21 protein-coding genes and 2 pseudogenes are annotated in these 25,314 nt (G+C 68.5%); 6 read left to right on the forward strand and 17 right to left on the reverse strand.

The features are described from left to right. Window positions 1-61: 61 nt before the first annotated feature. The 4 genes from C0J29_RS26385 to C0J29_RS26400 are packed head-to-tail and all read right to left on the reverse strand — an operon-like array spanning window position 62 to window position 4,055. Complete coding sequence (locus tag C0J29_RS26385; protein WP_120794033.1) at window positions 62-1,114, reverse strand: CaiB/BaiF CoA transferase family protein; 1,053 nt, start codon at window positions 1,112-1,114, stop codon at window positions 62-64. Then, window positions 1,111-2,067, reverse strand: coding sequence for an LLM class F420-dependent oxidoreductase (locus C0J29_RS26390; protein WP_120794034.1), 957 nt, complete (start codon window positions 2,065-2,067; stop codon window positions 1,111-1,113). Before C0J29_RS26390 ends, C0J29_RS26385 begins: the two co-directional genes overlap by 4 nt. Next, window positions 2,052-2,477, reverse strand: a complete 426-nt coding sequence (locus C0J29_RS26395) for a cobalamin-dependent protein (RefSeq protein WP_065045285.1) — start codon at window positions 2,475-2,477, stop codon at window positions 2,052-2,054. Before C0J29_RS26395 ends, C0J29_RS26390 begins: the two co-directional genes overlap by 16 nt. Next, on the reverse strand, window positions 2,478-4,055 hold the full coding sequence (locus C0J29_RS26400; RefSeq protein WP_065164236.1) for a methylmalonyl-CoA mutase family protein: 1,578 nt from the start codon (window positions 4,053-4,055) through the stop codon (window positions 2,478-2,480). It lies immediately after the preceding gene. Between the two features lie 540 nt (window positions 4,056-4,595). On the opposite strand from C0J29_RS26400, the gene C0J29_RS26405 reads away from it, so the two are divergent. Next, window positions 4,596-5,246, forward strand: a complete 651-nt coding sequence (locus C0J29_RS26405) for a cutinase family protein (protein ID WP_277950754.1) — start codon at window positions 4,596-4,598, stop codon at window positions 5,244-5,246. A 2-nt stretch (window positions 5,247-5,248) separates the two neighbouring features. On the opposite strand, the gene C0J29_RS26410 is transcribed toward C0J29_RS26405, so the two are convergent. Then, window positions 5,249-6,064 carry a methyltransferase domain-containing protein gene (locus C0J29_RS26410; protein ID WP_120794036.1) on the reverse strand — a complete coding sequence of 272 codons (816 nt, stop codon included), beginning with the start codon at window positions 6,062-6,064 and terminating at the stop codon, window positions 5,249-5,251. Window positions 6,065-6,228: 164 nt separating this feature from the next. Next, window positions 6,229-6,975 (reverse strand): M15 family metallopeptidase, encoded by a 747-nt coding sequence (locus tag C0J29_RS26415; protein ID WP_120794982.1) that lies wholly within the window; start codon window positions 6,973-6,975, stop codon window positions 6,229-6,231. Between the two features lie 134 nt (window positions 6,976-7,109). Between C0J29_RS26415 and C0J29_RS26420 the strand changes: the two genes are divergently transcribed. After that, window positions 7,110-8,822 (forward strand): CocE/NonD family hydrolase, encoded by a 1,713-nt coding sequence (locus C0J29_RS26420; protein WP_120794037.1) that lies wholly within the window; start codon window positions 7,110-7,112, stop codon window positions 8,820-8,822. Between the two features lie 115 nt (window positions 8,823-8,937). Here the strand turns inward: C0J29_RS26420 and C0J29_RS26425 are convergent, their stop codons facing one another. Then, window positions 8,938-9,582 carry a sensor domain-containing protein gene (locus C0J29_RS26425; RefSeq protein WP_242460554.1) on the reverse strand — a complete coding sequence of 215 codons (645 nt, stop codon included), beginning with the start codon at window positions 9,580-9,582 and terminating at the stop codon, window positions 8,938-8,940. Between the two features lie 242 nt (window positions 9,583-9,824). Between C0J29_RS26425 and C0J29_RS26430 the strand changes: the two genes are divergently transcribed. Beyond that, window positions 9,825-10,475 (forward strand): biliverdin-producing heme oxygenase, encoded by a 651-nt coding sequence (locus tag C0J29_RS26430; RefSeq protein WP_065045291.1) that lies wholly within the window; start codon window positions 9,825-9,827, stop codon window positions 10,473-10,475. 19 nt (window positions 10,476-10,494) lie between these two features. On the opposite strand, the gene C0J29_RS26435 is transcribed toward C0J29_RS26430, so the two are convergent. Beyond that, window positions 10,495-10,779: a GlsB/YeaQ/YmgE family stress response membrane protein gene (locus C0J29_RS26435; protein WP_065045292.1), complete on the reverse strand. Its 285-nt coding sequence runs from the start codon at window positions 10,777-10,779 to the stop codon at window positions 10,495-10,497. A 675-nt stretch (window positions 10,780-11,454) separates the two neighbouring features. On the opposite strand from C0J29_RS26435, the gene C0J29_RS26440 reads away from it, so the two are divergent. After that, on the forward strand, window positions 11,455-13,143 hold the full coding sequence (locus C0J29_RS26440) for a PE family protein (RefSeq protein WP_120794038.1): 1,689 nt from the start codon (window positions 11,455-11,457) through the stop codon (window positions 13,141-13,143). A gap of 30 nt (window positions 13,144-13,173) precedes the next feature. On the opposite strand, the gene C0J29_RS26445 is transcribed toward C0J29_RS26440, so the two are convergent. From C0J29_RS26445 to C0J29_RS26485, 9 genes and pseudogenes are all read right to left on the reverse strand, one after another. Next, window positions 13,174-13,992 (reverse strand): ABC transporter permease, encoded by an 819-nt coding sequence (locus tag C0J29_RS26445; RefSeq protein WP_120794039.1) that lies wholly within the window; start codon window positions 13,990-13,992, stop codon window positions 13,174-13,176. Beyond that, entirely contained in the window at window positions 13,989-14,687 is a 699-nt protein-coding gene (locus tag C0J29_RS26450) for an ABC transporter ATP-binding protein (RefSeq protein ID WP_120794040.1), read from the reverse strand. Before C0J29_RS26450 ends, C0J29_RS26445 begins: the two co-directional genes overlap by 4 nt. Then, window positions 14,684-14,896, reverse strand: a pseudogene (locus C0J29_RS26455) (multicopper oxidase domain-containing protein); the annotation flags it as partial. The gene C0J29_RS26450 and the pseudogene C0J29_RS26455, both read right to left, overlap by 4 nt. A 25-nt stretch (window positions 14,897-14,921) precedes the next feature. Next, on the reverse strand, window positions 14,922-16,127 hold the full coding sequence (locus C0J29_RS26460) for an IS30 family transposase (RefSeq protein WP_065048717.1): 1,206 nt from the start codon (window positions 16,125-16,127) through the stop codon (window positions 14,922-14,924). Further along, on the reverse strand, window positions 16,078-17,448 hold the full coding sequence (locus tag C0J29_RS26465; protein WP_120794041.1) for a multicopper oxidase domain-containing protein: 1,371 nt from the start codon (window positions 17,446-17,448) through the stop codon (window positions 16,078-16,080). Before C0J29_RS26465 ends, C0J29_RS26460 begins: the two co-directional genes overlap by 50 nt. Continuing rightward, the gene (locus C0J29_RS26470) at window positions 17,445-17,840 is read right to left on the reverse strand and encodes a VOC family protein (RefSeq protein WP_065045295.1); all 396 of its coding nucleotides are present in this window, start codon (window positions 17,838-17,840) and stop codon (window positions 17,445-17,447) included. The genes C0J29_RS26465 and C0J29_RS26470 overlap by 4 nt, the downstream gene beginning before the upstream one ends. Further along, complete coding sequence (locus C0J29_RS26475) at window positions 17,837-18,613, reverse strand: arsenate reductase/protein-tyrosine-phosphatase family protein (RefSeq protein ID WP_120794042.1); 777 nt, start codon at window positions 18,611-18,613, stop codon at window positions 17,837-17,839. The genes C0J29_RS26470 and C0J29_RS26475 overlap by 4 nt, the downstream gene beginning before the upstream one ends. A 78-nt stretch (window positions 18,614-18,691) precedes the next feature. Further along, window positions 18,692-23,020 carry a PE family protein gene (locus C0J29_RS34540; RefSeq protein ID WP_120794985.1) on the reverse strand — a complete coding sequence of 1,443 codons (4,329 nt, stop codon included), beginning with the start codon at window positions 23,018-23,020 and terminating at the stop codon, window positions 18,692-18,694. Window positions 23,021-23,045: 25 nt separating this feature from the next. Next, a complete protein-coding gene (locus tag C0J29_RS26485; protein ID WP_242460556.1) occupies window positions 23,046-24,110 on the reverse strand; it encodes an ABC transporter permease in 1,065 nt (354 codons plus the stop codon). A 62-nt stretch (window positions 24,111-24,172) separates the two neighbouring features. Here C0J29_RS26485 and C0J29_RS26490 point away from each other — a divergent pair, with 62 nt between their 5' ends. Then, window positions 24,173-24,805, forward strand: coding sequence for a TetR/AcrR family transcriptional regulator (locus C0J29_RS26490; RefSeq protein ID WP_120794043.1), 633 nt, complete (start codon window positions 24,173-24,175; stop codon window positions 24,803-24,805). 93 nt (window positions 24,806-24,898) lie between these two features. Further along, window positions 24,899-25,102, forward strand: a pseudogene (locus C0J29_RS26495) (transposase); the annotation flags it as partial. Between the last annotated feature and the right edge of the window lie 212 nt (window positions 25,103-25,314).

Below are 25,314 nucleotides of genomic sequence, written 5' to 3' on the forward strand. Positions count from 1 at the left end.
GTGTACCGAGAGGAACCGCAATCGCCGGCCAGGTATTTCCGCATGCCCGCGGAAGCCGGCCTCAGCCTTCCAGCGTGGGCGGCGGACGATAGTCGGGTTGGTAGCCCCAGACCCGGATCGGACTGCCGACCAGTCGCATGTCGCCGGCCTGCACCACCACTTCCGGGGTCGCTTCGAGTGCCTCGGGCAGCGATCGCACCGCCGCCGCGGGCACGCCGAGCGGGCGCAGTCGTCCTTCCCAGCTTGCCGCGGTGTCGGTCGCCAGCGCGGATGTGACCGCGGCCAGCACCTCCTCGCGCCGAGCGACCCGTTGCGTCATCGTCTCGAAACCGTCGATGCCGGCCTCTTTCGCGAACGACTTCCAGAATCCGTCGTGGGTGATGAACAACGCCAGAAACCCGTCGGCGGTCGGAAATAGCTGTGCCGGAACGTAATAGGAGTGGGCACCGTAGGGACGACGCTGCGGTTCGACGCCGTCGTTGAGGTAGGCCGCCGCGTGATAGTTCAATTGCGAGAACATCACATCGCGCAACGACACGTCCACCTGCCCGCCGCTGCCGGAGACGATCTTGGCCAAAAGCCCTAGCGCCGCAGACATTCCGGTCGAGTTGTCTGCCGACGAATAGCCCGGCAGGGTCGGCGGGCCGTCCGGATCGCCGGTCAGCGCGGCGATGCCGACGCCGGCCTGCACCACATAGTCGAACGCCGGATCGTCACCGCCGTCCAGCCCGAAGCCGGTGATGGCGACGCACACGATCTTGTCGTTGTATTGGCTCAGGGCGTCATAGGTGAGTCCCAACCGGCGGATCGCCGACGGTTTCAGATTCACCAGCAGCGCATGAGCATTCGCCGCGAGCTCACCCAATCGCTGTTGCCCTGCAGGCGAATTCAGGTCGAGGCAGATGCTGGATTTGTTGCGATTGAGGCTGGCGAAGTAGCTGTCGGAGACCCCACGGGAGATTTCGCCGCCGGCCGGCTCGATCTTGGTGACCTCGGCACCCAGATCCGCGAGCAGCATGGCGGCATACGGCCCGGCCAGCATGGTGCCGACTTCCAGAATCCGGATCCCCGCCAGCGGTCCCGTGGTCTCGCGAGCCGGCGTCGGTGAGCTCACCGGAGCTCCGCAGCCAACTCTGCGATCATCTCCCGCGTCCGGCGTTTGGACGCGACGAGTTCGTCGCGGTTGTCGCCGATCGGCAGGAGCCGCACCGACAGGTCCGTCACGCCGGCATCGGCGAAACGACGCATCCGGGCCAGAATCTGTTCCGGGTCGCCGGCCGCACACAGATCACCGACATCCCGGGCGTCGCCGCGTTCCAGCAGGCGCTGGTAGTTGGGCGACACCTCCGCCTCGCCCAGGATGCGGTTGGCCCGTTCCTTGGCCGCGTCGATTTCCGAAGGCGCACAAAGACACACCGGTATTCCCGCAACGATCCGCGGTGCCGGACGACCGGCATCGGCGGCGGCTTTGGTGATCTTCGGTGCGATGTGATCGCCGATCGCACGCTCGTCGGCCATCCACAGCACGGTGCCATCGGCCAGCTCGCCCGCGATCTGCAGCATCACCGGCCCCAGCGCGGCGACCAGCACCGGCATCGGGGGATCAGCCGCGAGAACTGTCGGATTGTGCACCACGAACGAATCATTCTCGACGTCAACGGGTCCCGGCCCGGCGATCGCGGCGTTGAGCACCTGCAGGTAGTCGCGGGTGTACGCCGCCGGCTTCTCGTACGGTAGGCCGAGCATGTCGCGGATGATCCAGTGGTGCGACGGGCCGACGCCCAGCGCCAGCCGGCCGCCCGCCACCGCGTGCGTCGAGAGCGACTGGCGGGCAAGGGCAATGGGATGCTGGGCCTGTAAAGGCACGACTGCGGTGCCCAACTCGATACGCGAACTGTGCGCGGCCATCAGCGACACCATGGTGAGGCAGTCGAAGTCGTCGGGCACCTGCGGCATCCACGCGGTATCCAGCCCCGCGGATTCGGCCCATTCGATATCGGCGATCAGCTTGGCCACCTTGCGGGCCATGTCGCCGCGCTCGGCACCGATCATCACTCCGACGCGCACGATTCCTCCCGTGCAGGTTCGGCTGTCCCGGTGAGCGCGCGGATCTCGCGCACCAGAACGTCCAGCGCCGTTCCGGTGGGAAATACCGCGGCCGCGCCGGCGGACAGCAGCTTGGGCACGTCAGCGTGCGGGATGGTGCCGCCGACCACCACGGCGATGTCCGCGGCATCGGCCGCGCGCAGGGCCTCGATGGTGCGTGCGGTGAGGGTCAGGTGCGCGCCGGACAGGATGCTCAAGCCCACCACGGCGACGTCTTCCTGCACGGCAATGGAGGCGATGTCTTCGATGCGCTGGCGGATACCGGTGTAGATGACCTCGAAACCCGCGTCGCGCAAGGTGCGGGCGACGATCTTGGCGCCGCGGTCGTGTCCGTCCAGACCGGGCTTGGCAACCAGAATCCGTGCCGCCATCTAGAACACCACCGGCTGCTGAAATTCGCCCCAGACCGCCTTCAGGGCGGAGACCATCTCGCCCACCGTGCAGTATGCGTTGGCGCAGTCGATCAGTTTGTGCATCAGGTTGTCGGTTCCCTCGGCACCGCGGGACAGCGCGGCAAGAGCGGATTCGACCGCCGCACTGTCTCTTTCGGCCTTCACCTTGGAGAGCCGCTTCAACTGGAGATCGCGCCCTTCGGCATCGAGTTCGTAGGTGACGACGTCGGGCTCGGGCTCTTGCGACACGAACCGGTTGACCCCGACCACCGGACGCGCGCCCGACTCGATGTCCTGGTGGATCTTGTAGGCCTCGTCGGCGATCAGGCCCTGCAGGTAACCGTCTTCGATCGCGCTGACCATGCCGCCGTGCTGCTCAAGGTCGGCCATGATCTCGATGATGCGGGCCTCGGTGGCGTCGGTGAGCGCCTCGACGAAGTAGGAGCCACCCAGCGGGTCGGCGACCTGGGCGACGCCGGTTTCATAGGCGAGGATCTGCTGGGTGCGCAGCGCCAGGGTGGTCGACTCCTCCGACGGCAGCGCGAAAGGCTCATCCCAGGCGGCGGTGAACATCGACTGGACCCCGCCGAGAACCGCCGCCATCGCCTCGTAGGCGACACGCACCACGTTGTTCTGTGCCTGCGGCCCATACAGCGATGCTCCGCCGCAGACGCAGCCGAAGCGGAACATCGACGCCTTGTCCTTGCTGGAACCGTAACGCTCCCGCACAATCGTGGCCCAACGTCGCCGTCCCGCACGGTATTTGGCGACCTCTTCGAAAAAGTCGCCGTGCGTGTAGAAGAAAAACGAGATCTGGGGCGCGAATTCGTCGATGCTCATGCGCCCGCGTTCCACCACCGTGTCGCAGTAGGTGACACCGTCGGCCAGGGTGAACGCCATCTCCTGCACCGCCGTCGCGCCGGCGTCCCGAAAGTGCGCCCCCGCCACCGAGATCGCGTTGAACCTCGGCACCTCCGCCGCGCAGAACTCAATGGTGTCGGCGATCAGACGCAGCGACGGCTCGGGCGGCCAGATCCAGGTCCCGCGCGAGGCGTACTCCTTGAGGATGTCGTTCTGAATGGTCCCGGTGAGCTTGGCCCGTGGTATCCCTTTCCGCTCTGCCGCGGCGACATAGAAGGCCAGCAGGATGGCCGCCGTGCCGTTGATGGTCATGCTGGTGCTGAGTTTGTCCAGCGGGATGCCGTCGAACAGGATCTCGAAATCGGCCAGTGTGTCGACCGCGACGCCGACCCGGCCGACCTCCTCCCCGAAGTCGGGATCGTCGGAGTCGTACCCGCACTGGGTGGGCAAATCGAGCGCCACCGACAACCCGGTACCCCCCTGGTCCAGCAGGTAGCGGTAGCGGCGGTTGGACTCCTCGGCCGTGCCGAACCCCGAGTACTGCCGGAAGGTCCACAACTTGCCGCGGTAGCCGGACGCGAAGTTGCCCCGGGTGAAGGGGTACTCCCCCGGCGGCGGCGGGTCGGCGCGCCGATCTGCCGGGCCGTACACCGGCGCGAGCGGGATGCCCGATGGGGTCTGGGCTGCGTTATCCATCAGTGCATAACGTACTTGCAAAAAAAGAGAATGCCAATACCATAGTCTGAGCTGGCCAAATGCCGCCGTCGCCCGCTCTACCGGAGCTGCACGAGGCTCGCTGGTGTGGTTTTCCGGCGCCAAGGCGGTCCGCGGGCGACCGGTGTGAACATGACCACACCGGCCGGGTTCGGACGCCCTACCCCGCGGGTGCCCGAGACCAGTTACTAAGTGCGTAAACACGACCGTCGCGCCTGGTGCCCACCCGCTACGGCCCCTTCTTGCGCGCGCTGCGGCGGGTCGCAGGGTCATTTAAGCTCAGCACGCGCCTGAAGAAGAGGGGCCCGGACGGCGGAACAAACCGACCACGCCGGAACAAACTGCGCCCGCCACAGGTTCGTAATCGGCGGTACCGCCCCTTCTCCCGACGAACAATCCCGACGAACAAGCCCGACGAACAAGCCCGACGAACAAGCCCGACGAAAAGAGCCGACCTTGAGCCGCAGCAGATTGCCCGTCCCCTCGTTGCCTCGGATGGCGCTGTGGCTGGCCGCGGTAGTCATGTCCGTGGTGGGCCTGACCGGATCGCTGGGCACCGCGCCACGAGCGGCCGCCGATCCCGTCTGTCCCGACGTCGACGTCGTGTTCGCGCGCGGCACCTTCGAAGCTCCCGGAGTCGGCGCCACGGGTCAGGCGTTCGTCGATGCCCTGAACGCGCGCCTGGGCGGCAAGACCGTGGGCGTCGACCCGGTCAACTACCCGGCCTCCCTCGACTTCGGCCGGGCGGTCGACGGCGTCGCCGATGCCAGCAGCAAGGTCGAGGCCACCGCGGCCAACTGCCCGAACACGAAAATCGTCCTGGGTGGCTACTCCCAGGGCGCGGCCGTCGCCGCCTACACCACCACCGATTCAGTTCCCGACGGCGTTGCCCTGCCCGACGGGATAGGGCCCATGCCGCCAGGCGTGGCTGCCAAGGTCGCCGCCGTGGTGCTCTTCGCGCCCCCGTCCGACGGGTTCCTGCACCTGGTCGACCGCAGCGCGCCGCCCATCAACATCGGTGCGTTGTACGCCGGCAAGACCCTGCAACTGTGCGCCGACGGTGATCCGGTGTGCGCGCCCGGCGGGCGCGACCGCGCCGCGCACAGCTCCTACCGGGACAACGGGATGGCCAATCAGGCCGCGGACTTCACCCGCAGCAAGCTGTCGCGGTAAAACTACGCGCGGCAGAGGATCTCGCCATGCGGGATCCCCAGCCACCCGTCCGGCGTCGCCGCCCACTCTCGCCAGGCCTCCGAAATGGCCTGTAGCTCATCGCTATTCGCCAGGCCGGTGTGCACCAACTGGCGTGCCAGGTCCGATTGCAGGATCCGATCGGCCCACATCCCACCCCACCAGTCCCGGGTTTCCGGCGTCGCGTAGCACCACATGCCGGCGGTCGGTGTGATGTCGCCGAAGCCGGCCTGCCGGGCCCAGGACAACAGCCGCCGGCCCGCGTCGGGTTCACCGCCGTTCTCACGCGCCGCCATCTCATACAACTCGAGCCAACGGTCCAGCAGCGGAATGCGGGGAAACCAGACGAACCCGGCGTAGTCGGCATCTCGAACCGCGACCACGCCGCCCGGCAGGCAGACCCGTCGCATCTCGCGCAGCGCCTGCACCGGATCGGCCACGTGCTGCAGCACTTGATGCGCGTGGACGACATCGAAGCTGTCATCGGGGAAGTCCAGCGCATGCACGTCGGAGGTGACGAACGAGACGTTGGTTGCGTTGCGCCGCTGCGCCTCCTCGCGTGCGAGGTTCAGCGCGCCGTCGGTGGGCTCGACGGCCGTCACCGATCCGTCAGGTGCCACGCGGGTGGCCAGGTCCATCGTGACCGTGCCTGGGCCGCAACCGATATCGAGCAGCGACAGCCCAGGCTTGAGGTGCGGCAGCAGGTATGCCGCGGAGTCCTCAGCGGTCCGGCGGCGATGACTGCGCAGCACCGACTCGTGGTGTCCGTGCGTGTAGACGGCTCGAGGTTGCTCGCTCATGGCGGCTCCTGACATGTTGGCGCGAGCAGACGCGAAATCGCACAAAAGCTCCGCTTGCGGTGCGATTTCGCGTCTGCTCGCGGTAGGTGCCTCGCGTAGGCGGTTCGGCCCAGTCTAGCGCCGCGGATCATATTTTGAGATATTTAACTCACTATGTGAGACACTCAATCGAGCGGGACATTGAGGATCGGGCGTTGCACACCGGCGCCGGGACCATCGAAATGCCACCACTCGCCCGAATAGACGGTCAGTCCCCCGTAGTTCATCGCGTCCCGCAGCAGCTTGCGGTTGGCCTGCGCTTCGACGCTGACGTCCTGGGTGGCGAAAGCAGTTGCCCGCGAGGTGAAGTCGTCGAAGTCGGTGCCCATGTCGGCCAGGCAGATTCCGCTGACGAGCTGTTGCGCCGGGCATTGCGGCCGCCCGCCGGCGTAGGTGACATCAACCGAACGCCCCGCTTCGTGGCTGGTTGCGTACGGACCGGGCCGTGCCACCCAGGCCGGGTTCGGAACGACCTGAAACATCTTGACCTGAACGTCATGTGGCCGGTAGCAATCCCAGAACACCAGCACGTGACCCTGCGCACGCAGCGCGCTCGCCGCCGCCGTCAACCCGGGCGCCATGGATTGGTGCACCAGGCAGCGCGCATCGGCGGGATACAACTGCGTCTTGGTGAAGTTGTTCGTCGTCGCATATCGCAGGTTGACCAGCGCGTCCGGAACCACGACCCGGACGTCGACGAACTCAGCGGCATGCGCCTCCTGACTCAGCGGCGGCACGCCCGGACCGGACGGGGCGGTGGTACCGACGGGCCGGACGGGCAGCGCCGTGACCGGCCGGGAGGCTGCCGGGCCGCCCGGCGGTGCCGGCAGCGCAAGCTGGCCGGCAGCAGACGCCGCGATCAGGGCAGCCATCAGCAGGGGCTTCAAAGCACGCACCCCGATATTGTCCCGGCCCCGGGAGCGCGCCGGTCAGCGCCACGCGCACAGTCACGTGTGCCGTTGAATTTCCTCTTGCGTTGAGACTAATTTCAACGTAGCGTGAAACTATGACGAACGCGCTCAATGGCCCCCAGACCACCGGCCGCACATACCACAACCTCAGCGAGCCGCAGCACCGCCGCCGCAGGGAGAACAACGTGCCGGTCGCCATGCGGGACGGCGTCACGCTGCTGGCCGACGTCCACCGGCCCGATGCGCAGGGCCGCTTCCCCGCGTTGCTGGCGGCGTCGCCCTATCCGCGTCAGATGCAAGACTTCGGCGCCCCGGCGGGTTTCATCGAAGCCGGCGTCACCGACTTCTGGGTGCCGCGCGGCTACGCGCACGTGATCGCCAACGTTCGCGGTACCTGCGGCTCGGGCGGAACCTTCGGCTTCTTCGATGCCCAGGAGCGGCGGGACATGTACGACCTCGTCGAGTGGGTCGCCGCCCAGCCGTGGTGCGACGGAAACGTCGGCATGATCGGCATCAGCTACTTCGCGATGTCCCAGCTCGAAGCTGCCGTCGAGCGACCGCCGCACCTCGAGGCGATCTTCCCGGTCGCGGTGACGGCGGACCTCTACGAGGCCGCGAGCCACCACGGCCTGTTCAGCTCGTCCTTCGTCACGCCGTTCCTGGCGATGACCGGATTGACCTCCGAGCGCAGCGACAAGCTGTGGCGCAGTCTGCCGGTGGGTCTGGCCCGGCGGGTGCTGCACACGCCGCGGCTGCACAAGAAGTTCGCCACCATGAACGGCGAGTCCGCGGTCACCATGTTGCGTCAACTGATCAAACTGCCGCACAACCCGCACCCGTGGGACGAGCTGTGGCTCGACGCGGCGGTCAACCACCCCACACATGATGAGTGGTGGGATCAGCGAAACCTGTTGCCGTTGCTCAAAGAGATCGACATCCCGGTGTATCTGGGGTGCGACTGGGAAAACGTGCCGCTCCATCTGCCGTCGACGTTCGCCGCGTGGAAAGGCTTGTCGGACAACGCCTGCGTGCGGATGGGCATGCTGGACAAGTTCGGCCTGACCTGGCCGTGGGAGAGCATGCACACCGAAGCGCTGGCCTGGTACGACCATTGGCTGAAGGGCCGGGACACCGGCATCCTCGAGGGCCCGCCGGTGCGTTACTTCCTGCCCGAGGCCGGCGAGTGGCGCACCGCCGAATCCTGGCCGCCACCCGAAGCCGCGCCCCGGGAGTTCGCGCTGCGCGCCGACGGGGTCCTCAGCGCGGACGAGGGCGAGCCGGGCTCGCGTGACTACCTGGCCCTGGGCGCCGGACTGGGTCGCGCCAAGCCCAGCGCGATCGACCCGCCCGCGCTGCTGACCTGGACCACCGCCCCACTCACCGAGGACCTGGACCTGGCCGGTGAGTTCGAGCTGCGCCTGGTCGCATCGGCCACCGCAATCGACACCGCCTGGATGGTGACCCTGCAGGACGTGGCGCCCGACGGTGAGATCGCCGACGTGACTGCCGGGTGGCTACGCGCGAGCCTGCGGGAGATCGACGAGGCGGCCAGCCGTCCCGGCGCTCCGGTGTTGCCGTGCCGAAACCCACAGGCGGTGCCGATCGGCCAGGACGTGGAGTATCGAATCCCGTTGGTGCCCAACGCTCGACGGTTCCAGTCAGGCCACCGCATCCGGCTAGTGCTCACCAGCGACGACCAGGACCCGTCGACCCCGGCGATCATGGACTTCCGTCATGCGAGCGTCGGCACCAGCAGCCGCAACACCGTCCGCTCGTCGTCGCGGTTGCTGGTGCCGGTCATCGGTTAACTAGCTAGTCGCGATCGTAAGAGCGGCGTAGCCGGTCGCAACGGGTCGCGACCATCAGGCCAGTCGCGATCGTAAGAGCGGCGTAGCCGGTCGCAACGGGTCGCGACCATCAGGCCTAATCGATGCGCTCGGTAGCCGTCTGCAGGATGGTCCGGGCGATCTGGTCGGCCGGTTCGAGTCCCAACACCCCCACCGACATCAACACCGCGGACTTCTCGCGGTACACGTGACTCCACGCGCGGGCATTGATCCGGACGGTGGCCGAATCCGGCCGGTCGATGGTGAAGTCATAGCGCGGGTCGCCCAGCGCGGCACACGCCTGCAACGACGTATCGAGTTGGTGCAGCACGCCGCGGGCAGTGCTCGAGTCGGGGTAGACGGCGACAGCCTGACTGACGGTCTGGATCATGGCAGGCCCGCCAGGCTTCAGGTCGTCGGTGATGCCGTGGTAGCCCGCACTGCGAAACTCCGACCAACCGCTGCCGAAGGTGACGTCGCTGATGCCGGCGGCACGACACGGCCCCGGCGCGTTGATGTCACCGGCTGGCGGCTGCCGTAGATCCGCGTGCGAATGCGCGGTGAGTTCCTCGTAGTTGGCGATACGACGCACTTCTTCGATGCTGACGATCAGCGCATCGGCGCGAGAGACGGCCGGGGTGCTGGGGTGAGCCGAGGTGCCGTCATGCGAACACGCCGCCACCGCCAGCAGCACGCAACCGGCAACCAGACCCCGTATCGGCCCCTTCATCGATGACGTCATGACAAGCCGTTCTCTGCGGACTACATCCGCGGTCGGCGACGCATTGGCTGCGACGATTCCCCGGGCGAGCGCACCCGCCCCTGTCCCCTTTTCTTCATTGCCCGCTGACCATCCTACGTATGAGGTGCCCGCCAGCAGGCGCATCATCTGCGTCTCGCCATCGCCGAACTCGCGCCGACGCCTGCTGCCGGAGTAAGTTTTGGACAGATTCTGAAGACCTTTGACCGGGATGTGGAGCCGTGATGCGACCAAGGACCGCCGAGGCGGCCCGCCCCTTCTCGGTCGCGATGAAGGAAGGGTCGACGGCCGAGCACGAGGCGGCCGAGCGCTCGCCTTTTGTCTCCGAATTGCTGTCCGGTCGCGTCAATCGGCGCGGCTACGCCGATTACCTGCTGCGGTTGCGAGTGATTTACGAGGCGCTGGAGGTCGCGGTGCGCGCCCACCGGGACGACCCGCTGGTTGCCGCCGTGTACGACCCGTCACTGGAACGCCTGGCAGCCATCGATGCGGATTTGGAGTACTGGGCACCGGGTGAAACGCGCGAATCCGACTCCGCCGCCGCGCTGGCGTATCGGCACCGGTTGGCCGGCGCCCCCTGGGGTGGAGCGCTGGTGGCTCACCATTACACCCGCTACCTGGGCGACCTCTCCGGCGGACAGGCGATCGGCAGGATTCTCAACCGCACGTTCGAATTGGCCGGAGCCGGCCTGGCCTTCTACCACTTCCCGGTGCGCCCGAAGCCGTACAAGGATGCCTACCGGGCCAGGCTCGACGCCCTCGACCTCGCCGACGACGCGATCGATCGCGCCGTCGACGAGGTGCGGGTCGCCTTCAGCCTGAACCAGGCGCTGTTCGACGAACTGGCCCAGAACCTACCGGCCTATCGGCACTGACCTGGCCCCGAGGCCAGACTCAGCGGAGCGTCCCGGTCCGGGTGCGGCGCCCGGTGACCGCTTCGTAAACCGCGATGAAGATGACCGCCAGGCCCACTCCGATGAAGAAGGGAATCCAGGCGATTCCACCGTTGGCATTGGAGTATCCGAAATGGCTTGCAATAGCCGATCCGAGTAATCCGCCCGCGGCGCCGAGAAGAACCGTCACAATCATGCCGACGTTCTGCTTACCCGGCATGACAACCCGCGCCACCAAACCGATGATTGCGCCGACAACAAGAGCCAAGACAATTGTTCCGACCATTTCAGACTCCTGACCTTTGGGCGCCCCGAGCGGCCGCCTCTGCTGAGCGGGTTCCCTAATCCAGCGGGCTTATAACCACCCTTTTGGGTGTATCGGTCGGCGGACTTTGATGATCACCACAGCGAGTCCACAGCTGGTTTACAGCTCCCAGACCCGGGGTAGTCCGCAGATTGTCCGCACACATCTCTCGAGGAGTCGCAGCACATGGCCACCAATATCTGCCCCGCGTGTGGCTATCCGACACTGCACCCCACCCTGTGCGCCTTCTGCTGCCCCAGCGAGGCGGGGACAGGCAACCACGGAATTGGGCGGACATCCTTCACCAAGATGCCGGCGTATGAACCGTCGTGGATCACTATGCGTGATTCCGACTCTTATTCCACTGCGCGAATCGGCGCCTGGCCCGGCCCCATAGCAAGCTGAGTCGTCGCGAAAACCGGCGATCGAATGCCCCTGACGGTGCCTGACAATTCGCGGCTGCGCGTCTGAATTCGCGAGCGCGAAATACACATCGGCAAAACGAAAAATTCCGGTAAGCCTCGCCATTTTCCATTTGTGCCAACGGATTGCTTTGTGCGAGCTGAGAATTGGCTGGACGTAGCTTAGGTAATCGCCGATCCGCCTGACCAAATCCGAACCCACGTGGCAGTGTCGTGTTGTGGGGGAGATGGGCGAGTGACATACGTGCAGACAGAGCCGCAGGTGCTGGCGTCCGCGGCCGCGGGCGTGGCTTCCATTCGTTCGTCGATCACGGAGGCCACTGCGGCAGCGGCGCATGCGACCGGGGACATGGCGGCAATGGCCGCCGACGAGGTGTCCGAGGCGGTGGCCAACCTGTTCAACGCCTTCGCCCGTGAGGGCCAGGCGGCTATGGCGCAGGCCGCCGTGTTTCAGGACCAGTTCGCCCACCTACTGGCCGCGGCCGGAAACTCCTACGCCAGTGCGGAGGCCGCCAACCTGAGCGCGCTTGCCGCACCGCTGACCGGGGGCACGAGTGCGCTGACCGACGCCGTTGCGGCCGGCCCGTACGTCACCTTGGTCATGGGTGGCAGCGGAACACCCATCCCGCCAGCCGATTTCGTCGCCAACGTGGTCAGCAGGTACGTGACGCCCTACTTCCCCGCCGGGGTGGTGAAGCCACTCTTTCTGCCGGCGGGCGAGTATCCCGACAGCGGCATCAAAGATCTCACCTCGGATGTGTCGATAGCGCGCGGCGTCGATATCCTGACCACCACCATCCAGCAGCAACTCGCCGCTGGAAAAACCGTCAACGTGGTCGGCTACTCGCAGAGCGCCAACATCGCCTCGCTGGTGATGCAGCAGCTGAACCCCACCGGGACGCCCAGCTCACTACCGGTGAACTTTGTGCTGCTTGGAAATTCGATGAATCCCAACGGCGGTTGGGACGCCCGCTTCCCCGGCCTGACCTTCCCGAGTCTGGGATTCACGGCCCTGGGCGCGGCACCGACCAACTCCTTCCCGACCACGTCGTACACGATCGAATACGACGGCTGGGCCGATTTTCCGCGATACCCGATCAATATCCTGTCCGACCTGAACGCCCTCTTCGGCATGGTGACCGTGCACGGCGGATACGACAGTCTCACTGCAGCGCAACTCAATTCGGCGATCATCCTGCCCACCCAGGGACCGACCACCAGCACCTATTACATGATCCCGAGTCAAAACCTGCCGCTGCTGGAACCGCTGCGCTATCTCCCCGTCATCGGGGATCCGATGGCCGACGTACTGCAACCGATCCTCCGACCCCTGATCAACTGGGGGTACGGCGACCCGAACTACGGCTGGTCCACTGGACCCGCGAATGTGCCCACGCCATTCGGGTTCCTGCCGCCTCCCGAGACCACCATCGCCCTGGGGCCGGCCCTGCTCAACGGATTTCAGCAGGGGATGCTTGCTGGAACAACCCACCTGTCCACCATCGGACCGCCCACTTCGCCTGCGTTGCCGTCTTTTTCGGATATCGTCTCACCGCTTTCCGCGGGGCCGGGCACTCCGGCACTCCCCAGCGTCACCGACCTGCTGCGCGAAATACAAAGCGCGAACAGCCAAATCGTCGGGTCATCGACGATGGCTCTGTCGACCGCCTACTCGACGCTGCTGCCGACCGCGGATATCGCCGCTGCGGCGCTGATCTCACTGCCGTCGTACGACTACAACCTGTTCTTGGACGGGCTGATTCAGATGGTCAACGGGCAGCCCATAGAGGGACTGGTGAACGCGATCGGCAACCCGATCGCCGCGAACATGGGGTTGCTTCCGTTCTTGGCGGGTCTAGAGCTCGCCAGCGTGGCCGTGGCGGGGGATTCGATCGTGACGGGGACGCCGTTTACCGGTCCCTGATCACATCGCACGGGCACCGCGTCGCCGCGATCAGGCTGCGGACCGATTGTTGCGCCGGCGCGACGGGGTGACCTCCGGGAGTCGGGGCAGCGGCCGCAACCGATGGTCGGACGTGAAGATCTGGCGCAGCAGACCCAGGGCGATGACGACGGTGGTGGTCGCGGTCGATCCGAGGACGAGAAACATGACCACTGCCTGTACCAGCACGGCTTGCAGGGGTGGCACGCCGGCCAGAATGAGACCGGTCATCGCGCCGGGCAGAAAGACCAGCCCGGTGGCCTTGGTCGACTCGATCTGCGGCGTGAGCGCCGAGCGCAGGGCGGTTCGGACGTAGGGGGTGGCGGCCTGGCGCGACGGCTGGCCCAGAGCGAGCCTGGCTTCGACCTCGTCCCGTTTGTCGCGCAGCTCATCGACCAGCCGACGGGCCACCAGCACCACGGCGGTCATGGAGTTGCCGATCATCATGCCGACGATCGGCACCAGGGTGCGGCTCTGCAGGGGGAAGACCCGCAGTCCGAACACCACTCCCAGCGTGACCACCGCGGCGGCGGCGAACGCGATGACGGCCAGCCTGCCAAGGCGGGGCACCTCGGGGACGCGTCGGCGCGCGACGTCGCCGGCGTAGAGAACCATGCCCGCGGTCCAGGCCCAGGACCACCACAGCGAGCGGCCGGGCTGCAACAGCCAGGCCAGGGCCACCCCGACGATCAGCAATTGGATCAGGGCCCGGGTCGCGGCCCAGAGCACCTGCCGCTCCAGGCCGAGCCGCTGCCAGAGCGAGATCCCGGCGGCGAAGGCGACAAGCGCCAGCGACATGGCCAACCCGACCCAGGACACCGGCCCGTTCATCGCGCCACCTCCCCGGGATCCGCGGGGACCGGTGTGATTCCGAGGCAGCGTCCATCCTCGATGCGCAGCACGCGGTCGGCGATGCGGGCCACCTGTTCGGCGTTGTGGCTGACCCACAGCGCCGACAGCCCCGCGTCGGCCAGTTCCCGTACCGCCTCCTCGATTACCCGCGCGGCCACGGCGTCCTCCGATGATGTGGGCTCATCGAGCAGCAACACGTCAGGTCGCGCAATCAACGCGCGGGCCAAGCACATTCGTTGCGCCTCCCCTCCGGAGAGCGCGGTCGCGTCGCGGTCCAGCCATGAGCCCGTCAGCGCAACCCGGGCCAGCACTTGTTCCATCTGCGCCTCAGTTGCCTCGGGTTCGGCAACGTGCAGGTTGTCGGCCACGGTCCCGGGAAACGGGGTCGGGCGCTGAAAACACATGCCGACCTCGCGGCGCAGCCGCAACGGATCCAGATCGGCGATGTCGGCTCCCCGGAACAGAACCCGGCCACCGGTGGGCACCTCCAGTCGGTTGCACAGCCGCAGCATCGTCGACTTGCCCGATCCGGAGGGACCGAACACTGCCGTCACCCCACCCTCGGGCACCGTGGCATCGAAGCCGTCCAGGGCTCGCACGCCGTCGCGCTCTACTTCGACGTCCTCGAAAACGAACAGCGCCCGCTCGGGTCCCACCACGCGACCTCCGTTCATTTGGTGTTCAGCAGCGCCATCAGGCCGTAGTCCATGTGAATCTGCTGATGGCAGTGCAGCAGTGACAGGCCGGGTTGATCGGCGACGAAGTCGACCTCCATCGTCTGATAACCGCCCAGCATGGCGACGTCCTTGCGTACGCCACCGGTGGGTGTTCCGGCGAAGCGGGTGATCTCGAAGGTGTGCCGATGCAGATGCATGGGGCTCATTGTCAAGTGGTCAGTGCAACATGGCCTAGGCGGCTTGGTGGAGTAGGACGTAAAGGCGCTGGGCGGGGGTGTCGAGGTTGAGGGTGGGGCGGGGTCGGCGATTGAGGGTGTCTTGGATGTGTTTGAGGTCAGCTTTGGTGTAGCCGCTGAGGTCGCTGCCTTTTTGGAACCAAAACCGTAGGAGGCGGTTGGTGTTTTCGTTGCTGCCGCGCTGCCAGGGTGAGTGGGGGTTACAGAAATAGACCGGGGTCCCCAGCTGTAGCTGAATGTCGCGCCAGTTGGCCATTTCGCTGCCTCGGTCCCAGGTGATCGAGCGCCGCAGATGCTCGGGCAATTCTTTCATCGCCTCGATCATTGCGGTGGCGACGGTTTCGGCGCTGCGATCGCCAAGCAGGTGCAGCAAGATAGTGAATCGGGTGCTGCGCTCGACGAGGGTTCCGATAGCGCTGTTGTTGGGCCCCACAATCAGGTCGCCTTCCCAATGACCAGGCACCGCACGGTCGGCGACCTCGGCAGGGCGGTCGCTGATGGTGAATTCCTCACCGCTGCTGTAGACCCCACGGCTGGTGTTGCGACCGCGCGGTTTGCGGCTGGCTCGTTTGGTGGACAGGCATTTGTTGAGGTCAGCGCGCAAACTGCCACGGGTCTGCACATACAAGCATTGGTAGATGGTCTCGTGGCTCACCCTGGCCAGCTTGTCACCAGGATGATCACGAGCCAACACCTCAGCGATGAGCTTGGGGCTCCAACCTTGCTCCATCCAAGCCTCGATGGCCGCGCACAGTGGATGATCAACCAGTTTGAATCCCTTGGGCCGGCGCGCTCGTTCAGCAGCTCGAGCATGCGCCATCAACGCGTGATAATCCCCATCAGGCAAGCTGTTCCGCTCGAACTCACGACCGATCGTAGAGCGATGGCGCCCCAGACGCTGTCCGATCTGAGCAGCGCAGAGCCCTGCATCACGCAACCGCATGATCTCGATGCGTTCCTCGCCGCAGATCCTGCGACCCGGACCTCCCGGCCGCCTTGACCAATCACCTGGGTTTGCTAAACCGCAAGCATTCCTACCGCCATTGACGAGCTGCATCGCCCCAGCATCACGCCACCAAATCCACGCACGCGTTGTCGACACGCCCATCGCCTTGGCGGCACGGTGCACCGGCACACCGCCGCACACCCGATCAAAGAACTCCCGACGCACCCACTTCGAATGCGGATATCCACTCGGCATCGCAACCCCTAAATCCACGGATGTTGCACTGACCGTATGAATCCACCGGGTGCATGTCGTCGGTGGCGTTGCGGAAGCGAAGTCGGTACCGCTTGTTCAGCGTCAGGCCGAACATCGGTCCGTCCATGGAAAACGGTGTGCCGTTGAACGTCCAGACGTTGAACCCCTTGTCGGCGGCGTTGCGTTTCTCGATCAGCAGATCGATGGTGTGATCCGGCGGGGTGCCCGGCGCCGCGCCGGGTGGGGCGAACAGGCGGTAGTCCCAGGTGAACGCGGGAGGCGGCACCCATCGCGGATCGCCGTTCTGCCCGGCGTATTCCACGACGATGCCCATCCCGTGGCCGCGGTCGTCGTCGGACAGGTCCCCGAGCACCCACACTCCGGGATTGGTCATCGTGACGACCGCCGAGATCCGCTCGGCGGCACCGAGCCACAGCACCGGCACCGTCGCGGGGTTGGGCACCGGGTTGCCGTCCAGGGCAATGACCTCGAAGGCGTGCCCGGGCAGGGCCAGGCTGCGGGTCTCGGTGGCGCTGCCGTTGAGCACATGCAGCAACACTCGCTGCCCGGTCTGTACCCGGATCGGGTCACCGTGGCCGAGCATGCGTCCGTTGACGGCGAATGCGCCGTAACCGACTTCGAACCCGTGCGGATCACCCCGGTTCAGCGACGCGTTCATCGCGGACTCGCCTTTTTGCTTGAGGTCGGGGTCTTCGTCACCGGCCAGAAAATCGCTGGCCATGTCTCCCCCGCGGCTGAAGGCGGGCTCAAACTCTTTGAGCGTCAAGAAGATTTCCTGGTCGTAGCGGCCCGGATTCTGTTTGGGTTCGATGTAGACGGGGCCCACCAGCCCGCTGTACTGCCCCCGCGAGAGATCGTCGCGTGGCACCACGTGCGTGTGATAGAAGCGATAGCCGGCCGGGCCGGGGACGAAGGAAATGCGCCGCATGCCGTGTGCGGGAATGTCCGGCGTCCCCTCCTCGGCGGCGCCGTCGACATCGACACCCACGTGCTGGCCGTGCCAGTGCAGTTGCTCGGGGGTGCCGGTGTCGTTGTAGATGTCGATCGAGGTTTGCTGGCCCTCTTTCAGCCGGACCAGCGGTCCGGGGAACTGGCCGTTGTACAGCAGGGTGGGCACGATGTGGCCGGGGGCCAGCTCAACGGTGCCGGTGCCGATCCGGAGGGTGTAGTCCGGCTTGCCGCCTGGCGGGGACGGGGGCCCGGGCCGCGAGCAGCCCGCCGTCGAGCCGGCCACACCGGCGGCGAGCGCGGCGGCGGCGCCGCTCCACCTCAGGAAATCCCGCCGGGTGCCGCTGCTCATCTCGGCCCGGCGGGGGTGAACAGTTCGACCGGGTTGCCGGCCGGGTCGTCGAGCACGATCTGGCGCCCCCCGGGCCCGCTGATGACGTCGCTGCGGAACCTGACCCCCGCGGCGCGCAGCCGCGCCGCCTCTGCGTCCACGTCAGAAACGATCAGGTGGATGCGGTTCCAGCCGCCGGGACCGGGTTTCGTCCCGTCGGGCATGGGCCGGCCAGCCGAGCTGGCAGGACCCGCCAACAGCAGGCGCAGGTTGCCGCGGGTGACGTCGGCGAATGCCGGCAGATGCGCGCTACGCACGCTGAAGCCGAGGTGGGTGGTGTAGAAATCGATCGCGGCCGCCACGTCGTCGACGAGATAACGGACGCTGACCACACTGTCGTCGAGATCGGTCACAATGTTTCTCCCCCTACGGTTTTCCGGGTCGGTTTGATGGCTTGCGCGAAGTAGCGGATGCGGCTGTGCAGGTCGGCCGTCACCGCGCGGAAGGCCGGATAGCCGGCCCGTCCGGCCCCGGCAGTAGCCGGGTCCGGGATGCTCCAGTGGATGGCCTGCCCTCCGGGAAACTCGGGACAGATCTCGCGAACTTTGTCGCACACGGTGATGACGTAGTCGAACCGCCGTCTGCGCAGTTCGTCGAGGTGCTTGCTGCGCCGGCCGGTCACGTCAATGCCGTACTCGCGCAAAACACGGAATGTGTTGGCGTGGATGGGCTTTGGTCTGGACCCTGCACTGGCCACCCGCGCGCGCCGGCCGGCGGCCTGCTGCAGCAGCGCCTCCGCAATCTGCGAGCGGCTGCTGTTGCCGGTACACACGAACAACACGCGCACCGGCGTCGACCCGCCTGCGTGAACCGTCGGGGCGTCTGTCGCCAACCCGGGGTGCAGCGCCGCGCCCGTCGCCGCGAGAAGCTTTGCGCAGTGGCTTAATTCGATGCGGTAATAGCTGTCGCGGCCGTCGGCGGAGCTGCGCCGCATCGACACCAGCCCACCGGTGCGCAGCCGGCCCAGGTGGTAGGAGACCACGTTCTGGGGCTGTCCGACCAACTCGGTCAACTCGCCCACGCGCCGGTCGCTGCGCGACAGCTCGGACAGCAGTCGCCAGCGCAGCGGCTCGCCGGCCAGCCGCAAGAACGCGGGCGGCGAGGCCACGTCCGGGCCGATATGCATTAACTTAAATTACATCAATCAGAATTGATGCGTCTCGCGCCGGTGCGTGATGGACCGTTGCGGGGCAATCGTTCTGCGCTAACTGTCCTGACCGGTGCTGCCATTGCCAACGCCGCCGCCCCCGCTCAGCCCGCCGCCACCGCCGTGCGTGACGGTGCCACCGGAGCCCCCGTCGTTGCCGCCACCCGGGACGCCACCGACACCGCCGGCGCCCGCGCCGGTGATGGCACCGCTCTCGCCGTCACCGCCGCCCACCGCGTTGCCGGGTTCGGAGAACGCGCCCCCGCCGCCGCCACCGCCACCGCCTGTGGTGGCCGCGCCCGCGCCGCCGTGGCCGCCCTTCGACGCTCCGCCCGAGCTGATCGCGGCGCCACCGCTCCCGCCGCTCCCGCCGCTGCCACCCGTAGCGCTCGGCGTGCCGGCCCCACCAGCGCCACCACCGCCACCGCCGACGCCCGCCTGTCCGGACGACGCCCCGCCCGCCCCGCCGCCACCGCCGGCGCCGCCAATTCCGCCGTCAGCGCCAGATGCGTTGGCGCCGCCACCGCCGCTACCACCGACGCCGCCGAATCCGATGGCGGCATCACCCGCGGGGATGACGGTGCCACCGGCGCCGCCGTTCCCCCCACTCCCGCCGCTGCCGCCGGTGCCGCCCGCGCCGGAACCGGTGCCGGCGGAACCGCCGTGGCCGCCCGCGCCGCCCCCGCCACCGCCACCGCTCACGACCGTGCTCCCCGATGAGATGGAGATGGGCGCGCTACCACCGCCGGGGCCGGCGTCACCACCGAGTCCACCGGCTCCTCCGTCGCCGTTGACTCCGCCGTTCGGCGTGCCGCCGCCGGTACCGCCATTGCCACCGTGGCCGCCGTTGCCGCCCTGGCCGGAGACGGCAGTGACGGGGTCCAGGGGGGCAGCGACGGTTCCGCCGGCGCCGCCGTCGCCGCCCTTGCCGCCGTGGCCGCCGGCGCCGCCGGTGGCGGTCGGGCCCCCCGAGTCACCGCCGGTACCGCCGGCGCCGCCGTCACCACCGTGGCCTCCGGCAGTACTGGTGTCGACGGCGGCGGAGATTCCCGCACCTCCGTCGCCGCCTGCCCCCGCGGCGCCACCCCGGCCCGCGGTCCCCGGCGCCGCCGAGACGTTGGCACCGGCCGCACCGCCGCTGCCGCCGTTGCCGCCGGTACCGCCGTCACCGGCCTGCGTCAGGCTGGATGCGCCCAGACCTCCCTGACCACCGGCACCGCCCGCGCCGCCGTCACCGTTCGCGGCCAGCACGCCGAGGATGTTGCCGCCCGCTCCGCCGGCGCTGCCGCCTCCACCGCCGGCACCACCATTGCCGCCGGCGGTGCCGTTGACCCGTGCGTCCATGCCGTTGCCCCCGTCGCCGCCGCGGCCTCCGGATCCCCCCTTGCCGCCGGCGCCGTTGACACCGTGGTTGTTACCGCCAAATCCGGTGCCTCCGCCGGCGCCGCCGTGTCCGCCGTTACCGCCGGTGCCGCCGGCCAGGACGTCGTCGCCCGCCGCACCGTCGGCGCCCGCGCCGCCCTGACCACCCGTGCCGCCGCTGCCGTTGATGCCGAACGCGTCACCGGCGTTGCCGCCGATACCGCCGGAGCCGCCGTTACCGCCGCTGCCGCCGGAGGCGCCCACCCCACCCGGGGCCCCGCCGGTGCCGCCGGTCCCGCCGTTCCCGCCGCGGCCGCCGTTTCCGTCGAAGAAGTCGGAACCCCCCATCGCCCCGACGACGCCGGCACCGCCGTCTCCGGCATCTCCGCCACCGCCGGCCCTACCCGCCACGGTGCCGCCACTGCCGGCCGCGCCGCCCACGCCGCCGTTGCCGCCCACCCCACCGTTTCCACCGTTTCCGCTTCGGCCACCACTATTGAAACCGGCCGTGCCACCACTGCCGCCCTGCCCGCCGTTGCCACCCAGGCCGCCAGACCCGTTGGTGCCGCCGACACCCGAGTTGCCGCCAACGCCGCCGGCACCACCGGCACCCCCGCTGAATCCGGTGCCGCCATCGGCACCCGCGCCGCCGGCGGTACCGACGCCTCCGGTGCCGCCCTGGCCACCGAGGCCACCGATACCGCCCACCCCGTAGCTACCCGCGGCACCCACCGCACCGACACCTCCACCGGCGGCCCCGCCTGCTCCCGCGGCGCCGCCCACGCCGCCCACGCCGCCGGCACCGCCGTCCGTGCCCACACCGACGCCGCCGGCACCGCCGACGCCGCCCGTGCCGCCGTTTCCGCCCAGCCCGCCATTGCCGTTGACGCCACCGGCACCCGCGCTCCCGCCCTGCCCGCCGGCACCACCGGCGCCGCCGGCAAAGCCCACGTCGCCGACGCCGCCCGCCATGCCGGTCTTCCCGGCATCACCGGTGCCGCCATTACCGCCGGTGCCGCCGTCCCCGCCGACACCGACATGACCGGTCAGGCCCGACCGGCCCGCACCGCTACCCGGCGCACCACCCGGACCGGCGTCACCCCCGCGTCCACCGGTCCCGCCGGCTTGTCCAGCGGCACCCGTGATCGCGGTGCCGTCTGCCCCGCGGCCGCCCAGGCCACCGTTACCGCCGGTGCCACCGTCACCGCTGGTGCCGCCCGCGCCCGCACCGCCGCCCTGTCCACCCGCGCCGCCGGCTCCACCGGAGAAGCCCGGCGCGCCGGGTGACGACCCGGTGTCACCGATCCCGCCGTTACCGCCGACACCGCCGCTGCCGCCCAACCCGTGATCGCCGGCGCCGCCCGCGGCGCCCACCCCGCTCCCGGCGGCGCCGCCGGCCCCGGCAGCACCGCCTTTACCGCCCGCGAAACCGGCCTGACCTGCGGCCCCGACGCCATTCGCGCCGTCCGCGCCGACCCCGCCGGCGCCGCCGTTGCCGCCCCGGCCACCAGCGCCGTTGGTGCCTCCGATCCCGGCGCTGCCACCCTGACCGCCGGCACCCCCGGTGCCACCGTCGAACCCGGCGGATCCGGCCTTCGGGCTGTCTTCCGCAGCCGCGCCGTTGCCGCCGACGCCTCCGGTTCCGCCGACACCGTCATGGCCCACCGTGCCCGAGGCGCCCGCGCCTTCGCCCGCAGCACCACCCGAACCGGCCCTCCCGCCGCTGCCTCCGGCGCCGCCGGCCTGGCCATCGGCACCCGCAATCGCGACGCCGTCGGCGCCGCGGCCGCCCGTTCCGCCGTTTCCGCCGACACCGCCGGTGCCGTTGACACCCCCGGCCGGCGATGACCCGCCGGCGCCGCCCTGTCCGCCCGCGCCGCCGGTCAATCCGGTCGCGCCGGCGGTGACCGCCGCATCACCGGCCCCACCGGAGCCGCCGGTTCCTCCGGTGCCACCGACTCCCGCATGTCCAACCGCGCCGCCGAACCCGAGCGGCGACGTTCCCCCGGCCCCGCCAGACCCCGCCGTCCCGCCGGTACCGCCCGTGCCACCGACGGCACCATCGACGCCGTAGCCGACACCACTGAAGCCGGCCCCACCGGTCCCGCCGGTACCGCCGGCCCCCCCGGTACCTCCACTCCCACCAAGACTGAACAGCCCCGTCGAGGCCCCGCCGGGTCCCCCGGCTCCCCCGGTGCCGCCCGTGCTCCCGGCTCCCGCGGCCGCGGCGGCGGTACCCGCGTCACCGGCGAGACCCATCCCGCCCGCACCGCCGGGTCCGCCCACACCGCCGCCCCAGAACAGCGGGGCCCGCGCGGTGCCACCCACACCGCCGGCGCCTCCGGTGCCGGGACCCAGCACGGCGCCACCCACCACGCCGGCCGCTCCGCCGGCACCGCCGGCGCCGCCGGCCCCACCGAATCCGCCCAGGAACCCACCGGGACCGCCGACACCGCCGATACCGCCGGTCCCGCCGAAGGCCGCCGCGGCACCACCGGCCCCGCCGGCCCCGCCGTTACCCAGCAACCCCGCCGCGCCACCCGGCCCGCCGGCCTGACCCGGTGCGCCTGAGCCTCCGTTGCCCCCGTTGCCGAGCAATAAGCCGCCCGGCCCACCGGCCTGACCCGTGCCGGCCGCGCCGTCGGCACCGTTGCCGATCAACGCACGCCCCAACGCCAATTCGGTCGGGGTATTGATTGCCTTGAGAACGCCTTCTTCCAGCGCCTGTAACGGCGACGCATTGGCGGCTTCAGCCGCGGCATACGCGGCCGCGCCGGACGTCAGGGCCGATACGAACCGCTCGTGCCATGCCGCGGCCTGCGCGCTGAGCACCTGATATTGCCGACCGAACGTGCCGAATAGTGACGCGATCACCGCCGACACCTCGTCGCCGGCGGCCGCCACCACCGTCGTCGTCGATGTCGCTGCCGCCGCACCCGCGGACTGGACCGCCGACCCGATACGTGTCAGATCCTGCGACGCCGCGACCACGACATCAAGTGCGATGACAACAAAGGACGACATCAGCGACTCCCCATCCTCGGCGCGTTCAGCCAACCGGGCTGTCGACTGCAGCCGGTTCCGCCTGGTCGGAATTACGGTGCAGCGCTTGGGCTTTGAGTGCAGCGAGGGCAAGCAGAATGGCTCCGCCGGTGGCCCAACAGGTCAGCACGGCGATCGCCCGGCCGGCACCCGCGCCGTCGAAGAACGCGGTGGAGCGCAACAGGGTGGCGGTGGCGCCCTGGGGCAGATACTGACCGAAAGTCCCCCATCCGCGTGGCAACATCTCCGGGGCGCTGGTCAGCCCGGACAGCGGGTTGCCCAACAGCAGCGCCAACGACGACCCGACGATCAACCCGGCCCGCCCGAACAGCGAACCCAGTGCCAGCACGGCCAGTCCGGATCCCAGCAATCCGAGCAGCAATCCCGCGGCCACTGCCGCCACGTTCTGGTCAATGGCGCCCAACACATTTCGTAGCACGACGGCGATCACCCCCGCGGCAAGCACCGAAAATGACAGCAGGGCAACGAGTCTCAGCCATGGCCGCGCCGGCAGCAGGAGCACCAGCGCGATCGCGGGCAATAGGCCGGCGAGCGTGATCGGCAGCACGGATGCGGACAGACCTGCACCGCGCGGGTCAGCGGAGGTCGGTGGCGCCAGGTCCTCGGTGCGCAACGGCATCCCGGCGCGCTGTGCGATGCCGTTGCCGAACTGCGTCAGCAGTTGCGCCACCGTCGGGCTGGCGCCGGATGCGGTGAGCAGGGCGGGGCCGGCGGCCCCGAAGGCGAGGCCGCCGTATTCGTCGCGGTTGCGGATCGCCGCGCGCAACGATGCCTCGTCGGCGTAGGGGGTGACGCGGAACGCGCCGGGGGCGTTCTGCCGAACCAGCGCGGCGACCTGTTCGGCTTGCGGCCCCGCCGTACCGATCGGCACGTCGTGGGGCTTGCTGCGGGCGGCCGGCAGCGCGAAGGCGATGGCGATGACCGTGATCGCGGCGGTCAGCGCGAACACGATCACGACCGCGCGCGTGACCGCTCCGCCGGTGCGCGCCGTCGTCGAACGCCGCTCGTGCGGGTGGCCGCCGGGGCTTTTTTCAACGTCCAATGAAATCATGCCAGCAGCGTAAGCCCGGTCGATACTTATTTCAATAGCCATTGAAATGATACTGTCGCCAGGTGCCCTCACGTGCTGCGAAGGAGAAGCGGCGGGGTAGACGTCAAGGCGAACCGGTGTCCCGCGACGCGGTGTTGCACGCGGCCAAGCGCCAGTTCGCCAGGGGCGGCTACGAGAAGACGACGCTGCGTGCGATCGCCGACGACGCGCGCGTCGATCCGGCGATGCTGCTCTACCTGTTCGGCTCCAAAGCCGAACTGTTCCGCGAGTCACTCAAGCTGGTGCTCGACCCCAACGTCATCACCGCACAGCTGACCGAGGCCGACGGCGACCTCGGGTGCCGCATCGTCCGGGCCTACCTGAGCGTCTGGGAGGCACCCGATACCGCCGCGAGCATGGTCTCGATGGTGCAGTCGGCGACGTCGAACAGCGATGCGCACGAAGCGTTTCGGGAATTCCTACAGAGCTACGTGATGGCCGCGGTGACCGCGGCGCTGGGCGGCGGGGAGGAGGTGCAGTTGCGTGCGATGCTCGCGGCGACCAACCTCGTCGGCACGGCGATGCTGCGGTATGTCATGCGAGTGCCGCCGCTGTCGTCGCTGAGTGCCGAACAGGTGGTCGCGCTGGTCGGTCCCGCGGTGCAGCGGTATCTGACGGCGCCGGGCGATGAATTGGGTCTGGACGCGGTGTCGTGAACTGCCTCAGCTGAACCCGAGAGCACCCCGCCGGGCATCGGCCGGATGAAAATCCTTCTGCGAGAACTACAGTGGCCAGGGGCGGGATCGACAAAAGAAATTCGCAGCCGCAACGATGTCGTCGGAATCTTTCCCACCGCGACGCTCTGATCCGCCTCGTCGTCCCTCTGATGGCCGAACAACACGACGAAATGGGCCGAGTCACGGCGCTACGTCGGCATCGACGTATTCAGCAAATCCTGTGTGCCCACCACGACACCAGCAGAACGGGAGGACAACCCCGCGCCACTAACCGCATCAGTCACGACATCGAAGAATCACACAACGACGTCGTACACCAGGTCCCTGCACTTGACCGCCTGGCTCCGGCAGGTCTCATATGGATACGTTCGGAACTCAAACACAGCTGCACACCTTTCCTACGCCGTGACATCGCGCGTGGAATGCACACAACACACCGTCGCACCTGAGAGGATCGTCCGGTGCAGTATCCGTTGGAGCAACTCGGT

Source organism: Mycobacterium paragordonae, from assembly GCF_003614435.1.
GTDB classification, from domain to species: domain Bacteria; phylum Actinomycetota; class Actinomycetes; order Mycobacteriales; family Mycobacteriaceae; genus Mycobacterium; species Mycobacterium paragordonae.

Bases quoted from the DNA above. Each gene is read 5' to 3' on its own strand.
- C0J29_RS26395 (WP_065045285.1), bottom strand. From the start codon at position 2,477: ATGGCGGCACGGATTCTGGTTGCCAAGCCCGGTCTGGACGGACACGAC.
- C0J29_RS26400 (WP_065164236.1), bottom strand. From the start codon at position 4,055: ATGGATAACGCAGCCCAGACCCCATCGGGCATCCCGCTCGCGCCGGTG.
- C0J29_RS26405 (WP_277950754.1), top strand. From the start codon at position 4,596: ATGTCCGTGGTGGGCCTGACCGGATCGCTGGGCACCGCGCCACGAGCG.
- C0J29_RS26410 (WP_120794036.1), bottom strand. From the start codon at position 6,064: ATGAGCGAGCAACCTCGAGCCGTCTACACGCACGGACACCACGAGTCG.
- C0J29_RS26415 (WP_120794982.1), bottom strand. From the start codon at position 6,975: ATGGCTGCCCTGATCGCGGCGTCTGCTGCCGGCCAGCTTGCGCTGCCG.
- C0J29_RS26420 (WP_120794037.1), top strand. From the start codon at position 7,110: ATGACGAACGCGCTCAATGGCCCCCAGACCACCGGCCGCACATACCAC.
- C0J29_RS26425 (WP_242460554.1), bottom strand. From the start codon at position 9,582: ATGACGTCATCGATGAAGGGGCCGATACGGGGTCTGGTTGCCGGTTGC.
- C0J29_RS26430 (WP_065045291.1), top strand. From the start codon at position 9,825: ATGCGACCAAGGACCGCCGAGGCGGCCCGCCCCTTCTCGGTCGCGATG.
- C0J29_RS26435 (WP_065045292.1), bottom strand. From the start codon at position 10,779: ATGGTCGGAACAATTGTCTTGGCTCTTGTTGTCGGCGCAATCATCGGT.
- C0J29_RS26445 (WP_120794039.1), bottom strand. From the start codon at position 13,992: ATGAACGGGCCGGTGTCCTGGGTCGGGTTGGCCATGTCGCTGGCGCTT.
- C0J29_RS26450 (WP_120794040.1), bottom strand. From the start codon at position 14,687: ATGAACGGAGGTCGCGTGGTGGGACCCGAGCGGGCGCTGTTCGTTTTC.
- C0J29_RS26460 (WP_065048717.1), bottom strand. From the start codon at position 16,127: ATGCCGAGTGGATATCCGCATTCGAAGTGGGTGCGTCGGGAGTTCTTT.
- C0J29_RS26465 (WP_120794041.1), bottom strand. From the start codon at position 17,448: ATGAGCAGCGGCACCCGGCGGGATTTCCTGAGGTGGAGCGGCGCCGCC.
- C0J29_RS26475 (WP_120794042.1), bottom strand. From the start codon at position 18,613: ATGCATATCGGCCCGGACGTGGCCTCGCCGCCCGCGTTCTTGCGGCTG.
- C0J29_RS34540 (WP_120794985.1), bottom strand. From the start codon at position 23,020: ATGTCGTCCTTTGTTGTCATCGCACTTGATGTCGTGGTCGCGGCGTCG.
- C0J29_RS26485 (WP_242460556.1), bottom strand. From the start codon at position 24,110: ATGATTTCATTGGACGTTGAAAAAAGCCCCGGCGGCCACCCGCACGAG.